The 14,950-nt window shown below is 30.7% G+C and carries 13 protein-coding genes; 3 read left to right on the top strand and 10 right to left on the bottom strand.

The annotated features are described in order from the left end of the window. Positions 1-11 precede the first annotated feature (11 nt). The 5 genes from HN587_03060 to HN587_03080 all read right to left on the bottom strand — a co-directional run bounded on the left by HN587_03060 (position 12) and on the right by HN587_03080 (position 5,103). The gene (locus HN587_03060; GenBank protein MBT7902816.1) at positions 12-1,862 is read right to left on the bottom strand and encodes a hypothetical protein; all 1,851 of its coding nucleotides are present in this window, start codon (positions 1,860-1,862) and stop codon (positions 12-14) included. A 79-nt stretch (positions 1,863-1,941) separates the two neighbouring features. After that, positions 1,942-2,397, bottom strand: a complete 456-nt coding sequence (locus tag HN587_03065) for an Lrp/AsnC family transcriptional regulator (protein MBT7902817.1) — start codon at positions 2,395-2,397, stop codon at positions 1,942-1,944. A gap of 88 nt (positions 2,398-2,485) precedes the next feature. Further along, positions 2,486-2,854, bottom strand: a complete 369-nt coding sequence (locus HN587_03070; GenBank protein MBT7902818.1) for a hypothetical protein — start codon at positions 2,852-2,854, stop codon at positions 2,486-2,488. A 5-nt stretch (positions 2,855-2,859) separates the two neighbouring features. After that, on the bottom strand, positions 2,860-3,327 hold the full coding sequence (locus HN587_03075; GenBank protein ID MBT7902819.1) for a hypothetical protein: 468 nt from the start codon (positions 3,325-3,327) through the stop codon (positions 2,860-2,862). Between the two features lie 9 nt (positions 3,328-3,336). Continuing rightward, complete coding sequence (locus HN587_03080; GenBank protein MBT7902820.1) at positions 3,337-5,103, bottom strand: hypothetical protein; 1,767 nt, start codon at positions 5,101-5,103, stop codon at positions 3,337-3,339. A 284-nt stretch (positions 5,104-5,387) separates the two neighbouring features. Here HN587_03080 and HN587_03085 point away from each other — a divergent pair, with 284 nt between their 5' ends. Continuing rightward, positions 5,388-6,299 (top strand): hypothetical protein, encoded by a 912-nt coding sequence (locus HN587_03085; GenBank protein ID MBT7902821.1) that lies wholly within the window; start codon positions 5,388-5,390, stop codon positions 6,297-6,299. Positions 6,300-6,340: 41 nt separating this feature from the next. Here the strand turns inward: HN587_03085 and HN587_03090 are convergent, their stop codons facing one another. The 3 genes from HN587_03090 to lysS form a co-directional block, all read right to left on the bottom strand. Next, positions 6,341-7,462, bottom strand: a complete 1,122-nt coding sequence (locus tag HN587_03090) for a RimK family alpha-L-glutamate ligase (protein ID MBT7902822.1) — start codon at positions 7,460-7,462, stop codon at positions 6,341-6,343. A gap of 38 nt (positions 7,463-7,500) precedes the next feature. Further along, entirely contained in the window at positions 7,501-7,887 is a 387-nt protein-coding gene (locus HN587_03095) for a hypothetical protein (protein MBT7902823.1), read from the bottom strand. Positions 7,888-8,082: 195 nt separating this feature from the next. Next, a complete protein-coding gene (gene lysS / locus HN587_03100) occupies positions 8,083-9,633 on the bottom strand; it encodes a lysine--tRNA ligase (GenBank protein MBT7902824.1) in 1,551 nt (516 codons plus the stop codon). Positions 9,634-9,775: 142 nt separating this feature from the next. Between lysS and HN587_03105 the strand changes: the two genes are divergently transcribed. Continuing rightward, positions 9,776-10,480, top strand: a complete 705-nt coding sequence (locus tag HN587_03105; protein MBT7902825.1) for a CYTH domain-containing protein — start codon at positions 9,776-9,778, stop codon at positions 10,478-10,480. A 60-nt stretch (positions 10,481-10,540) separates the two neighbouring features. Here the strand turns inward: HN587_03105 and HN587_03110 are convergent, their stop codons facing one another. Together HN587_03110 and HN587_03115 are read right to left on the bottom strand one after the other, a co-directional pair. Continuing rightward, complete coding sequence (locus HN587_03110; protein ID MBT7902826.1) at positions 10,541-10,870, bottom strand: hypothetical protein; 330 nt, start codon at positions 10,868-10,870, stop codon at positions 10,541-10,543. A 109-nt stretch (positions 10,871-10,979) separates the two neighbouring features. Continuing rightward, positions 10,980-13,901 (bottom strand): hypothetical protein, encoded by a 2,922-nt coding sequence (locus HN587_03115; protein ID MBT7902827.1) that lies wholly within the window; start codon positions 13,899-13,901, stop codon positions 10,980-10,982. 286 nt (positions 13,902-14,187) lie between these two features. Between HN587_03115 and HN587_03120 the strand changes: the two genes are divergently transcribed. After that, on the top strand, positions 14,188-14,943 hold the full coding sequence (locus HN587_03120) for a hypothetical protein (protein MBT7902828.1): 756 nt from the start codon (positions 14,188-14,190) through the stop codon (positions 14,941-14,943). The last annotated feature ends 7 nt before the right edge of the window (positions 14,944-14,950 follow it).

Below are 14,950 nucleotides of genomic sequence, written 5' to 3' on the forward strand. Positions count from 1 at the left end.
CAAAAAAATATTTATTTTCTTTTTTTACCTTTAAGCGTATTTGGTAATGCAAGTTCGTAAACAGTTACATAATCAGTTGTTGTATTTTTATCATACCGAACTCGTTCTGCAAAACAATTTGTTAAATTAAAACTATTCATAAACCAACTATGATACCCCGCAGGAAAAGGATTTCGCGCGCATTTAAGATCAAAAACTTTAGCTTCTAAAATAATTGGATCTGAATTGTCAACATCAACAACATATTGAGGATTTTTAAGTCTTTGACTGACTTGTTTCATATTTTTGGCTTCACCAAAATATTTCCTAAATCTCAAATACCCTCTACGATTAGTACCTCTAAGCGTAAGAATATTTGCAAAAACCCCTTTATGAGCATAAATAAATTGATCCGTTTTAGTGCTCGCTTTTTTTACTCCCTTTTTACCAGAATCATAATCTTCCCTACTAGTTTTGTATTGATCAAATAAAGAAATTAATGTTTTTCCTCTTGGTAAATTATCCAACATATGTTCAACTTGATCATCAAGTCCTGCCGTATCACCTAACAAACTACGAACAAGAAATTTACCTTCAAACATATAAACATCATAAAGCGAAACTAATTTTTGATCTGATGGTTGTCTGCCACCCAGCTCTTTAACTAAATTTTTTCTTAGATCAATCAGTCTTGTTCGTTGGTCTTCATTTTTTATTTGAATCCCACTAGGATCTAAATTAACTTTAAATGCAGGAACATATTTACCTAATCTCTCGTCAAATAATCCTAAAACTGCACCCTCAATATTTTCTTCAGATGCTCCTTCTGATTTATCACTCAAGTATAAACCTAGAAGAACTGCATCAATCGTTTCATATTTTTTAATTTTAAAACTTTTACCAACATCAAACGTTGACGTTCCTTGAGGAGTATAAGAATTTTGAACAACTACAATACCCTCTAAACCTTGTTCGTCTGCTTCTTCCATAAATCGCCTTAATTGATGGTGAGTCTTAACTGGTTTTCGTTTAGCAACCCTAGCGTTTAAATCTCGAGCTTCAATAAACCCCTCCAATTTATCTAACAATCCATCAATAGCCCTATAGTTTACAGGAAGAGTTGAAAGATTAACCAGACTATCCATTTGTTCTTCTACAGATCGTTCCCAAGTATCAGGATGCGCAATTGAAAACAAACCATGAAATGCCAACGTAAGTTCAAATTCACTAACAGGATATCGAGAAGTACCACAATCTTCAAATAAATCATGACCTGTGAGTTCATTTGCAAGATAAGCTCTTAACAATTCTGAGTCAACTTGATTCGTTCCTTTTTTGGGCCAAAATCTAGCATCAGGCAGTCTTGCGTCAACACGATTAAATCCTGCTAAATGTTCATAATGCCTACTCACTAATTCTGCATCACCAACCATAACAGGTAATTGTCGAAATGTCGAAACTAATTCAGGAAACATACAAAGATCATATGACGTAAACTGGCGAGTGAACGCAACAGTATCTTTAATCACACCATCACCTTGAATGCCATTATGAACTTGCATCCTATACCCATTTTCTTTTGTTGCTGCTCGAGTGTAAATGCCTAAACCTTTTGAAGACATAAGAATTTGAGAAATATCACCAATAAATGAAGGATTAAGACTTGCAATAGGCACACCCATAATAGGTTTTAATTTACTCAAATAAACCATTGACTGGTATTGAACCCATCGTTTAATTTCTGCATCAGATGATCTAGATAATTGTGGAATATATCGCTCTAATTCAGCCCTAAGAAAAGATTCTTCAGGTCGATCTCCAAATTCAGAAAACATGACAGTAGTAATCCTTTTAGCTGTTTCTTCTCCAACGCGCGCTCCCATAGACGAGAGTAAGAATGTATCATTTAAAAGCGTTTCGGTTTTGTTAGTACTTTATAATGGTGATTTGAAAAATAAGCAATTATTTTCCTTCCCTAATTACAACTAAAGTTTTAGTATGATTAATACCCCCAATACTTTGCACCTTATCAAGCAACAACAAATCCAATTCTTTTATATCTTTTAATCTCAACATAGCAATTAAATCCACTCCGCCAGATACAATATCTACTCGCCTAACAAACTCAAATTTTTTCATTTCATCGACGATATCATACTGAGTTTTAGATTTAGATTTTAATAAAGAAACATCAACAGAAATTAAAACATAAACTACCAGAGATTTATCCAATAAATCATAATCAAGCTCCACTGTGAATTTTTTAATTACCCCTTCTTTTTTTAAAGTTTTAATTCGATTATGAATTGTTGTTGGAGGCAAAAGAGTTTTTCTAGCAATATCCCTTGTAGAAAGCGAACTATCTTGTTTTAAAATATCAAGTATTTTTAAGTCTTTTTCATCCAAATTATATACCATAATGGAACATACGAACCTAATTACTTATAAATGTTGTCATTTATAACTAAAAAAGCGATAAATGTCAAACAAAAATAATATAATTTAATCAAACAGGTTTAGCACAATAAATTCTCATCCCAGAACAGGCATATAATTTAACCCGCGATAATGATTCAATCGGTTCACAACTAGTTTTCAAATTAAAATCAGTAAAAATTTTCCCCGCAGAATAATACATTTTACAATCAATAGAAACATATCTTCCACGTTCAGGAGCTGCATTTAATTCCACAATTTCAGAAATTCGCAAGGGATTGGATGACCTAATTTTATCCCCCATATTTTGAGAATAAATCCGATATGCACAAACAATATAATTATCAGGAAGTTTTTGTAAAAAATTAATTACAGAATCATAACTTACTTGATTTGAAAATACTGTTTTTTTAAAATTAAAAAAATCTAAAAATTTCATCACGCTCAATCACCGATGCAACCACAATTAATTTGATTAGTTTGCGTTGGAGAATCAGAATCTAATTTTTTAACCAACAAACCTTCTGAAGATTTATCAAGTAAAATTTCAAGTTCCAACCTATGAGTGTCCCTACCAGACTTAACAATGCCATCTCCAGATCTAAAATAAATTTCACCCGCAGCCATGACCATATAACATTTTTCGCTCTTATCGCCAAAATATATTTGGTATTCTGCTTCAAAATACCTTTGTAGTGTCGGAACAAAATACGTATCTAATATTTCTGAAAGTCTTTTATGAATTGGAATTTTTGATTTCCCATTTTTAACTCCCTCACCACTAAAAGCATATTTTAACTTTGTTTTATCACCAACTTTTGCCAAAATATGTTTTACATTTTTATAACCTGTCGAACCAACAGTTATGTTTGGCCTGCCCCTATACATGTTAGCTAATATTCTTACAACCATTTTTTAACCTCACAACTTAAATCCTAAATTTTTCCAAGGAGAATCTTTAATATCAAATTCACCCTTATATCCATCAATTGTCACTTTTCCCGTTGGAAGTAATCCAATTTTTTTTCTTGATCCATAACTATCAAACTCTGCCACAGTAACTTCTTGATCCAAAAAATTTATTTTATCACCTGAATTAACACTTGAATCTGCAAAATTTAAACCACTAAAAATAACCTTTGAATCAATTTTCCTAGGTGTTGGATTTTTAACATAATCAATAATTGAACTAGGAGTTTTTGCATTAGAATGTCTAGGCAAATCTACATCATTCGGATCCCCGAATAAGTTTTGATCTTGTTTAATAGTTTCCCCTACAAACTCAAACGGAAACTTTTCTGCCACACCCACAAGTGGTTTAACTTCAGGACAAACACATCCTGAGTTTACAACTAATTTGGAATTATCAGAAGTTTCATAATCCATATTTGTTGTTGAACCAAATAATCCAAACACAGTTAATGCCAATCCAATTGTTGCCACCTTACTCCAACGAGACGGCCGCACGATATCATTTGAACTACCATTTTGCTCAACGGAATAATCAGGAACTGCACTAAATGACTTAACAATATTTAGCGCTCGCGCGATGTCTGCTTGTTCGTTTATTAAATCAACAGATTTTGAACTCAATTTCGCATCAAGATTTTTAAATTTAGAATCCACAGAATCAAAATCCAAAAAATTTAATGGCAGTTTAATATTTGTTGACTCCACAATTCTCGCAGTTAAATTTGCCCAAGCAGCAGTAAAAGTTTTATAACCCGATTGTAACTGTGCAATCTGATTTTTTAATTGAGTTATTCCTTCAAGTCCCAAATCAGACTTTTCTAAAACACAAGTTAATGATGAAATTTTATTCGAAAAATAATTTGAAATTAATCCCACACTTTGCGACAATCTATTAACAGAATTTGAGTTTAATAACCTCGATTTTTTATTTGATTTTGCATTGCAATCTCGCTTAACAATTCCTCCAACATAATCTCCAAGAGTTTTAATTTCAGACAATTTATACGTTTCAGAAAATTTATCAGAATCAGATAAAATATCTCCTAAATGCATATTTGCCAAAGTCTGAATACCAAAATCTAAATTTTCAGAATTAATTATTTCTTGCAAATCCTTACTATCACTAAATGAGTCATACGATTCAATGAATTGTTTTCGCATATTAAGTTTGCCATGTGCACTCATGCAATTACCATAAAGTTCTCGCTCTAACGCGCCATATTTTGCAGCCAAATCTAAACTAACTTTTTGTGCAACTATTTTTTTAGCACGCAACTCTAATTTAAGTGTTTTATACGCAGACTTAATTGATTGTTTTAAATCAGCTACGTCGTCCAGAGTTTCTACCGCACTAATTCCCTTGCTAAAATCAACCAAATAATCAGAATTAAATTCAGGATTCATAAAATCATCAGATTCTAAATTAAACTCACTCGCCAAAGAATCATAACTTTTTAATTGACGTTTTTTATTAGTTAATCTTGCATGTACACTACGCACAGATGAAAGAATCTCGCCTTCAATTTTTGATAATTTTTGATAATTGATAGAATCTTTCCTTAAACTTGATTTTTGTTCTTTAAGATTTTGTTTTAATACAGCATATTTAGTTTTTACATGATCTCTTAATAGATCTATATCACTCCCAGTTTTAAGAGATTTTATTGATTGAAATACATCTTTAAAATTATATTCATTTCCCATATATTTAGTCATATTTATCACACCTCAACACGTGATTTTTCGTTATTATTACTCAGTTGTGAAACCTAGTGCTACTTTAAACTATTTGATATCAATAATATCAACAATATTCAAACTCGCCTAAATGCAGTTTAAATTAATTTACAACCCCTAAATTTGACCATAAATAGGCCAATATCAATTAAAAGACCCAAAAAAGAGAAATACACCTAAATAATATCTATTGATATGAAACAAAAATATGATATTAATCAGAGAAAGTTTTAAATACCAGTTAATCAAACCTAAAAACCACAATGAAACGAAAACTAATCAGACAAGGCGCAGGCGGATTTACATTTTATGTTCCAAAAAAATGGGTAATCGAACAAGGACTTAGTGCAGGTGATGAAATTGATCTAATCCAAGAGGGCGCAGAACTAACTATAAGTTCAACACAACTACCACAAAAAAAAATAAAAAAATTTAAAATTAGAGATAATGAAGAAATTTTAGTAAAAAATGAAATACTAAACTTCTATAGACAAGGTTTTGACGTTATAGAATTAGAAGCCGAAACAAAACAACAAATTAAATTAGTACAAAAAATTACTGATAAATTTTTACTAGGTTTTGAAGTTACTGAAAAAACAGAAAACAAAATAACCATTGAAAGCGTTACAGAACCCAGCATAGAAAAACAAGAAACAATATTTAGAAGAATATTTTTAATTACAAAAGAAACACTTGAACTTGCTAAAGAAGACATGATCCTAGGTGAATTTAAAAACGTAAACCAGCTAAAAGAATTAACCTCAAAAATAATTCAATACTCTTATTTTTGTTCACGAAACTTAAGAAAGAAAAAATACGAGCAGAAAAAAACATACTCTTACTACGTAGCATATGACTCGTTCAAACTAATAACTCGCTCAATATATGCAATGTATTTAAGATACTATGAAATAAAAAAAGCAAAAGTAAATCCTCAAATAATTCAATTAGTAGAAGAATTACAAAATAGTTTTCAAAAAACATACGAAGGATTTTTTTCAAAAAATACCGAAAAACTCTTTGAATCAAGAGAAGACATGATTGTAATGTATAGAAAAATAAAAGAATTAATTGTTAAAACAAAAAACTTAGATACACTAGCATTATTTTATCTTGGAGAAGTTGAAAGAATGTTATATCATTTAAATTCAGTATTAATTGCAATATTGACTTAAACAAACTACAAATAAATAAAAAAAATCTTTTTTTAAAATTTTTATTTCTTTTTATTCTTAGAATTTAATTTAGTTTTAGGCGGAACTGAAGACTTAGTTATAATTAAAGAATGTTTATCAGCACTTAATTCAACTTCAACTTTATCATTAAACCCAGTAATACTCGTTACGATTTCAGGTAAAAGAATTCGGTTGAGACGAAAATCTAAATTGGTCAAAATTTTCTTCGTAGATAAAGAATTATTCAAATCAAGATCATCCATTATTTTTTTTGTTTCAAAACTAATAGTTCCGTCACGAAAAATCTTTGTTTGATCATACAAATACTTAGCAATCTTATCAGCAATATCGTCCCCTGTAGCTTTAGTTATACCTTGTAAACCGGGACTAAGATTAACTTCAATAACTAACGGTCCCTTAACACTTTCTAAAATATCAACTGCGCAAATATCAGCATCAATTGATTCGGCAGTATCAATAGCAATTTTTTTAGTATGAAAATCAAGTTCGCAAACTTCGCCTTTTCCACCTGCATGAATGTTTGCTCTTTTTTCCCCATCAGAGGATTTACGTTTCATTGCAGCAACAACTTTGTTACCAACAACAATTGCACGAATATCCACACCATTAGTTTCAACATATTGTTGAATTATAACTGGTTGATTAAGTGCTGACAAAGCATCAAGCATAGAACATGCACTAGAAAATGAATCTCCAAACATCACTCCCTTACCCTGAGTTCCTTGAGGAAATTTCATAACAATAGGATAATTAACTTTTTCAAGAATGTGTTTTGCCGCAGCAGGACTTGAAGAAATATACGTCGGAGGCATTGGAATTTTTTTATCTTGTAAAACTAAGTGAGTTGCTAATTTATCATGCCCAATTGAAAACGCATTAGGTCCCATAGGCATATAACATTTATTTTTTAACACAGATGCAATAGAATGAATAACTTGAACATACCTAAAAGAACCTTTCAAATAAACACAATCATAAAAACTAAGTTTTTTTCCTTCATAAAGAATTTCTGCTGCAGCATTACCTAAATTAACTTCAATTGCTTTTAAGTCTAGCTCATCAACTTGATCGAAATATTTTCGCATAGCTTCTGCTGTCCACTTACTACTCGTACTTCCTAGACTTATTAACGCAGCTTTCATTTTTATAAATTTTATTTATTTGTTAATTTAATTAATAATTATTTATCTGCTTCTTTTGCAGGATCAATCAAAAAACCTTCTTTTAAAATATTTTGACCAATCAAAATACGATACTTCATATTACTTCTATCTGCCAGAGTAAATTCAGTATTAACTTCTTTATCCGCAAGCATGAGTTTTCCTTTAACAACTGGACGAAGACCTGTTCCCGATGCACTTCTAACAAGTTTAGTTTTCAAAATCGGACCCAATTCTAAATCTGCTGCAAGTTGAAAATCAACACTACTTTTAGTTGCACCAGTATCAATTCTTGCCATTACTTCTTTTGTTCCCTTTGGACCGAATACTAAAACTGGCTCGATTAATCCCACTACAGTTTTTTTATTATATTTAATAACAATATTATCGCTAGCTCGTCTTAACACCAAAATCACCTATATCAAATTTATTAATATATACTACTTAGATTTACACCCTTTTAAGTCTCAAAAGAAATAGGGAGTTTATAAATGTTTGTGAGCATAAAAGAATCTATATGACACATAATAGAATCCCATTTATAAATGTTTAAAAAGGAATAAACGATCAAGAAAAATAAAAAATAAAAAAAATGAAAAAAATTATTCTGTTGATTCTGTTTTTGCGTCGTTTGATTCTGCGCATTTTTTTGAGTCAGTATTACCACCAGATTCTTCTTCCTTAACAGGTTTCATTGTGGGAAAAAGAATAACATCTCTGATCGATTCAACACCCAATAAAACTATTGCTAAACGATCAACACCAAAACCAAGACCTCCAGTTGGAGGCATACCATACTCAATCGCATTCACAAAATCTTCATCCATAGGGTGTGCTTCATCAGATCCAGCATTTAATTGTCTTGCTTGTTCTTCTAAAAGTCTACGCTGCTCAATAGGATCATTTAACTCACTATACCCATTACACATCTCAGCACCCATACAATAACTTTCTACACGCTCAACAAAACGATTATCATCACGATTAGCTTTGCATAACGGAGTTGATTCATACGGATGATCTAAAATATGAGTTGGTTGAATTAATTTATCCTCACATAAATGTTCGAACAAAATCTCAACACCCAACCCCCACGTAAAATCACCATCATAATCAAGACATTTTTCTTCTACTAAATCTTGAACTTGTTCTTTACTCATAGAGTTCACATCAAGATCTGCAAACTTTTTTAGAGCATCAGACATCGACATTCTAGGCCAAGGAGGTGAAAAATCAAGTTCAATATCTCCCCGCTTAATTTTAGTAGTATTGAAAAGTTTTTTACAAACGTGAGCCACACAATTTTCATAAATCTCAATAACTTTATCACGATCAATCATGCTTTGGTAATACTCAAGCATTGTAAACTCAGGATTGTGAGTTTTATCAACACCTTCATTTCTAAAGTTTTTACAAATAGTATAAACTTTTTCAAACCCACCCACAATTAATCTTTTAAGATGAAGTTCAGGAGATATAGATAAAAACATTTTCATATCCCATGCATTAATATGAGTTATAAACGGCCTTGCATTCGCACCACCATAAATAGTTTGTAACACAGGAGTTTCTACCTCAAAATAATTTAAGTTATGAAAATATTCTCGAATATAATGAATCATCAAACTACGTTTTTGAAACGTTTCTTTAACTTCAGGATTCATAATTAAATCAAGATATCTTTGTCGGTATCTTAACTCAGTATCTTTTAGTCCATGATATTTTTCAGGTAAAGGTCTTATTCCCTTACAAAGGATTTTAAATTCTTTAACATAAACACTAACTTCACCAGTTCGAGTTTTAAAAATTTCTCCTCCAACACCTAAAAAATCACCCATACTAACAAGTTTTAGAAGATTATAATTTTCTTCACCCACATCATCTTTTCTTAAATAAATCTGAATTCTTCCAGTTGAATCTAAAAGGTGCATAAATGTTGCCTTACCCATCTTACGCATTTGCATAATTCTTCCAGCAACTTTTACTGTATCTTTTGTATGCTCTTCTGCAGCTAATTTTTCATATTGTTCATGAAGTTCTGATGCGTTGTGGGTTTTGTCAAAAGAATACGGATACGGATTAACACCTGCACTGCGTAACTCTTCTAACTTTCTCAATTTTTCTTGAATTAAGTTGTTGTCTGTTTCTAACATATTTCATTCACCCTTATTATATATAAGTAATAAAAGGGATGCAAGTTAGTATATAAAAAGGTTTGGGATAAGATACCTACAAGGCACACAAAAAGAATATAAATAAATAAACATCAAAAAGAAATGATTAGAAAGGATTAATATGAGCGAAGAAAAAGAAATTAAAATTAGAATTCTAGATAAAATTAGCATGGCCGAAGTAAAAACAGCACTAGAGAAAACATTTAAGGTCAAATTTCAAACACCCACACAAGACACTGATGAGTATTATGATTTAGAAAATAATTATTATTTTAAATTAAATCAAGGATTAAGAATAAGAAATGATTCAGAACTAGCATTCAAAGCATTATTTAATATTCCGGAAAAAACTCAAAATCCCTGGTTTGTTTTTGAAAAAGAATTTAATATTCCAATTTCCAAACAAGCAATAATGGAAATATTTAATTTTGCAAATATTGTTTGTGACTTCCCCCTACCTGGCGAATTAAATATTGTCAAATTAAAACAAATTCTTAACAAAATTAATTTTGTGAAACAGATGAAAATTTCTAAAACACGTCAGTCTGCAAAAAATGAAAATGGACTTATCTGTATTGATTCAGTTAATGAATTAGGTTTATTTATTGAACTCGAAGCAAAAGAAGATAGTTATTTAGATATTTTTAGAACTCAACTACCGTTTAAGTTTGAAGAAATTCGACATGGATATACTTACTTATATGCAAAAGAAATTATGAACATAGAAGTTCCAACATTTAAAGAGAATTTTTTGAATGATCCTGATTGGAATTTTTTAAAAAATCAAAAAGAAATTATTAGTAAACTAATACAAAAAGAGAAATAAAAGAAATTAAAAAAAACAATTAAAAAAATAAATAAAACAAAATAAAAAATTTAATTGATTTTAAATCTGAAAGTTTTCCAAATCTTCATCTAATGATTCTAATTCACCAAGATCAAATTCGGAATCTAAATCATCAACATCACTTGCAACTCCAACTCCAGCATCTTCAACAATGTTTGCTTCCACATTAGAAAGTGAATCTGTCGGACTTGATGCGGGCACAGGATTATTTGTTGGAGTGTTAGTAGATGTTTGCGGCAGTTCTCTTGGTGGTCGTTCAGCATAATTTTGATTCGGATTTGCCGGAGGAACTGACGGATAATTAGGTGCACAACCTATCACAAACATAGATAAAATCAGTAATGACATAAATAATAATATTTTTTGCATGAAATATCCCCTCATTTATCCTCTTTAATAAAAAGAGGTATATAAAATTTTGTAATTTATTATTAATTAAATGCTAAATAAATAAAAAAAATAAAAAATTTATTCTGACTTAGTGTAGTTCACCTTCATAAGTATAACCAACTTTATCAGCCATTGCTTCACAAACATCATCATTTACAGTAGGATATCTTCCCGCTCCAACACACATGTCGAATTGAAATGATTCTGCAAATACTGCAGTTTTAGCATTATGGTCTAAGCAACAAGTAGGTTTAGCTGTTTCTAAAGTACAAACTGCCCCTGCAACATAAGTTTCACCTGCAGCTGGACTACAATCTGAATCATGACAATCAAAATAACCATCACCATCATTGTCAAATCCATCACCACAAATTTCAAATTCGCTGCTACCAGATGATCCTGAACCACTTGATGAGGTCCCCGGATTTGTTGCTGTAGGAAATAAAACATCTAAAACTTCACGCTTAGCATTGTTTAATTCATTACTCTCGGAAACTTCATTATCTCCATCTGCAATAACTGCGAGTAAAAAACTACCATCAACAATATCGTTATCACCAGGTTTAATAGTTGCAAAGTAAGTTACAGTTGCACCAGGAGCAATAGATTTTCCAGGTAAACTCATAGGAATGTGACAACTTGTCATATCAGGTTTACAATACTGAATCTCAACATTATATCCTTCAGTTACACCAAAATTACCATTGTTCTTAACTGCAATTTTAACTTCTACTTCTTGACCATATTTTAACGGTTCGTATTGAGGTTCAAAACCAATAAGTTCTAAATCAACAAATCCTTCTTCTTTAACAACATCTAAAATTTCACGTTTAGCGTTGTTGAATTCATCACTCTCTAAAACTTCATCATCACCATCAACAAGCACTGCTAAAATAAAACTATTTTCAAATAAGTCAGACTCTGCAGGTTGAATTTTTGCAATTGGATAATATTCTTCTCCAGGATATAATGCTTTACCAGGTAAACTCATAGGAATATGGCAACCAGTCATATCAGGTTTACAATATTGAATCTCAATATTATAATTACCATCAACTTTGGAATTTCCATTATTTTTTATACCAATTTTTACAGGAACTGCTTTTCCAAAAGGTAGAGGTTCTACTTCAGGTTCAAATCCGATAAGTTCTAAATCAACAAACTCAGTTGTAACTGTCGCAGAAACTGTAGGTAAAGCGCAAGCTCCATCATAACAACCATTTTCACATTCATATGTCATACCAACAACTTTGGAATTTTCACATAAATACTCGTGAACAAAAGCGCCTTGTTCTACATGTCCGATTCCATTTTCATTATCACTACAAAAATCTTTGAACGTACCGATAACTTTTCCTGAGTCTCCTCTAACGAAACTAGGTTTGAAAATGTTTATTCCATAATCATAGTCTTTACAACTAACGCCTTCCGCAGTAACTTCTGATTCAATAACTTGAATCATTTCTGATTCTAATTCTTGTTCAGTTTCAGCTAAAGGAATATCTGCTCCTAAAGATTTAATTAATTTAACAATCTCAACCAGGATACGGTGTGATCTAGTAAGATAATCTCGAGCTTCTTTAAATTTTGATTTTGATTCACTTAATATAGAATCAAACTCTTCTTTTGTCTCACGACTATCAATACCATTTTTAAGTAAATCATTTGCTTTTTCTCTTAAGTCAACTGCTTCATAGTAAGATGCTTTTGCTTGATCTAATGAATCAAAATAACTTTCAAGTAAATCTTCTAATTTCTCAACATCTTCACTTTGTTCATCTAACTCAGAAATTTTTGCTTCAATTTTATCCCCTGTATATTCAGCTCTTTTAATTAAATCAATTAATTTTGAGTGAACAATTTCAGTGGCGTGTGAAACACCTTGATTTTTTACTTTGCTCCAAAGTTGACGAAGTTCTTTTGCAACAACATTAAGATCGTCTCTACTATTTGCAGCATTTATTCTATTTAGAAGATCTTCAAGTTTTCCTAATGTTGAATCAATATCTTCAACCATACTTCTTGCACGTTCTTCATCAAGATCATCCATACTCTCAACTTTAGCTTTTAATTTTTCAAAATAATTAATTGCTTGTTTTGTAGCACTAACTAAATAATCTTTCGCTGGACCAAAAGCTTCTTCTCTTAAATCATCACAACGAGCACTATCAACACCCTCGCAATCTTTTAAGTTTTGTTGAAACTCTGACCATTTAGTTTTCTTTTCATCATAAGCTTTTTTAACTTTTTCAAATTCTTCTTTAGCATCAGCATATCTTTCTCTTGCACTATCTACAACTTCTTTTGATAAAACTCTCTCACGGAAAAGATCTGCTTTTTTCATAGTAACTAATTTAATTTTATTTAATTCAGCTTTAATCTTAGCACTATCTTTATTTGCTAATTCAATCATTTTTTCTCTACGAATTTTAGAAAGTTTTTCAAGTTCATCATTTGAAAGATCTTCAGTCATTTTTTCTAACCTTTCATTTCTTAATTCAGTAAGCTTTCTAAGTTCACTAGTTTTAAGATCAGAAATTTTATCAAGTCTATCTTGTCTAAGTTCAGTAAGCTTCTCAATCTTTTCAGACTTTAATTCTGAAACTTTATCCAATCTATCTTTTCTAAGTTCAGTAAGCTTCTCAATCTTATCTTGTTTAAGATCAGAAATTTTATCAAGTCTATCTTGTCTAAGTTCAGTAAGCTTTTCAATCTTATCTTGCTTAAATTCTGAAACTTTGTCAAAACGATCTTGTCTAAGATCATTAAGTTTTTCTAATTTAGAATCCTTAATATCTTTTAATCGTTCTCTTTTTTCACTAGATAATTTATCATATTTTGCTTCACCTAATACGAGTCTTGCACCCCTATCAGATCCTTGTTCATTTACTGCACTAAGCATAGGCTTTGCAGTCATATCATTTGTTTGTTCAGCCAAAGCTGCCAAGGGAAAAGTTCCCACAAGGAAAACAAATAATATCATACTAGTCATAAATTTTTTCCAAGCCATTTTTAATAAGCCTCCAATTAAATATATAATCATAATCGCAATCAAACCAGATTTTGGTTTGTCGTATGTAGTAGTGTGCCGAAAGTTGTTTATAAAGACACTTTCAAAGAAAGCTTTACCCGAGACTTTAGAATCTCACTAAAACTTTATGAAGCTTGAAGATGCTCTTTTTCAAACATCTAAGCAGAAATACTAGGTTTTTAGATAAAAAAATGCGTTTTAATCAAAAAACTTGTTTGAAATAATCGATAGTTATAAATATCTCAAAAATATTACTTAACAGATCATGATTAAAAAAGAGGGTAAAATTCTACTATTAGTACTAATTATCTTTTCATTATTTGTAGCAATAGAACCTGTTGATGGGGCTGTTTTGAAAGGCAGCTTATATGATGTTAATCTTAATTCTCTTAATAATGTAGTAGTAGAAGTTGATACAATCCCCGAACAAAGATTTGTATCAAAACAAGGCCAATATGAATTTGATCTTGCACCTGGCAATTATACCTTAACTGCACAATACATTGACTCTAATCAAATTAAATATGTTGCAGAAGAAAAATTATTAATTGTAAAAGAAGGCACATTCTTATTTGACTTATTTTTATTCCCAGATTTTAGTGAAGATGACAAATTACTTGATTATCCAATCATAACTGAACCTGAAGAAAATAATACTCAAACAATTGATGTTGTTCCCACAGGTCCTAGTATTTGGTTCTTATATTTGTTAGGAATATTCATATTTGCAATCATTATTGTTTACATTTATTTAAAATTTCTAAAATCTGATCAACCAGAAATCACAATAGACACATTAGACTCCATAAAAAAAGAAGATGAAATGGATGAAGATTTAGAATCAGTAATCGAGATTTTGAAAAAAAATGATAAACGAATGACTCAAAAAGAACTTAGAAAAGAAATACCCCTATCCGAAGCAAAGGTCAGTTTAATGATCTCAGAACTTGAACACAAAGGAATTATTCAAAAGATCAAAAAAGGTCGCGGGAATATAATTGTGTTGAAGAAATTGAAGTGATGTGTTT

This window comes from Candidatus Woesearchaeota archaeon (genome assembly GCA_018675335.1).
Taxonomy (GTDB): Archaea; Nanobdellota; Nanobdellia; order Woesearchaeales; family UBA11576; genus JABJCP01.

Bases quoted from the DNA above. Each gene is read 5' to 3' on its own strand.
- HN587_03060 (MBT7902816.1), bottom strand. From the start codon at position 1,862: ATGGGAGCGCGCGTTGGAGAAGAAACAGCTAAAAGGATTACTACTGTC.
- HN587_03065 (MBT7902817.1), bottom strand. From the start codon at position 2,397: ATGGTATATAATTTGGATGAAAAAGACTTAAAAATACTTGATATTTTA.
- HN587_03070 (MBT7902818.1), bottom strand. From the start codon at position 2,854: ATGAAATTTTTAGATTTTTTTAATTTTAAAAAAACAGTATTTTCAAAT.
- HN587_03075 (MBT7902819.1), bottom strand. From the start codon at position 3,327: ATGGTTGTAAGAATATTAGCTAACATGTATAGGGGCAGGCCAAACATA.
- HN587_03080 (MBT7902820.1), bottom strand. From the start codon at position 5,103: ATGACTAAATATATGGGAAATGAATATAATTTTAAAGATGTATTTCAA.
- HN587_03085 (MBT7902821.1), top strand. From the start codon at position 5,388: ATGAAACGAAAACTAATCAGACAAGGCGCAGGCGGATTTACATTTTAT.
- HN587_03090 (MBT7902822.1), bottom strand. From the start codon at position 7,462: ATGAAAGCTGCGTTAATAAGTCTAGGAAGTACGAGTAGTAAGTGGACA.
- lysS (MBT7902824.1), bottom strand. From the start codon at position 9,633: ATGTTAGAAACAGACAACAACTTAATTCAAGAAAAATTGAGAAAGTTA.
- HN587_03105 (MBT7902825.1), top strand. From the start codon at position 9,776: ATGAGCGAAGAAAAAGAAATTAAAATTAGAATTCTAGATAAAATTAGC.
- HN587_03110 (MBT7902826.1), bottom strand. From the start codon at position 10,870: ATGCAAAAAATATTATTATTTATGTCATTACTGATTTTATCTATGTTT.
- HN587_03115 (MBT7902827.1), bottom strand. From the start codon at position 13,901: ATGGCTTGGAAAAAATTTATGACTAGTATGATATTATTTGTTTTCCTT.
- HN587_03120 (MBT7902828.1), top strand. From the start codon at position 14,188: ATGATTAAAAAAGAGGGTAAAATTCTACTATTAGTACTAATTATCTTT.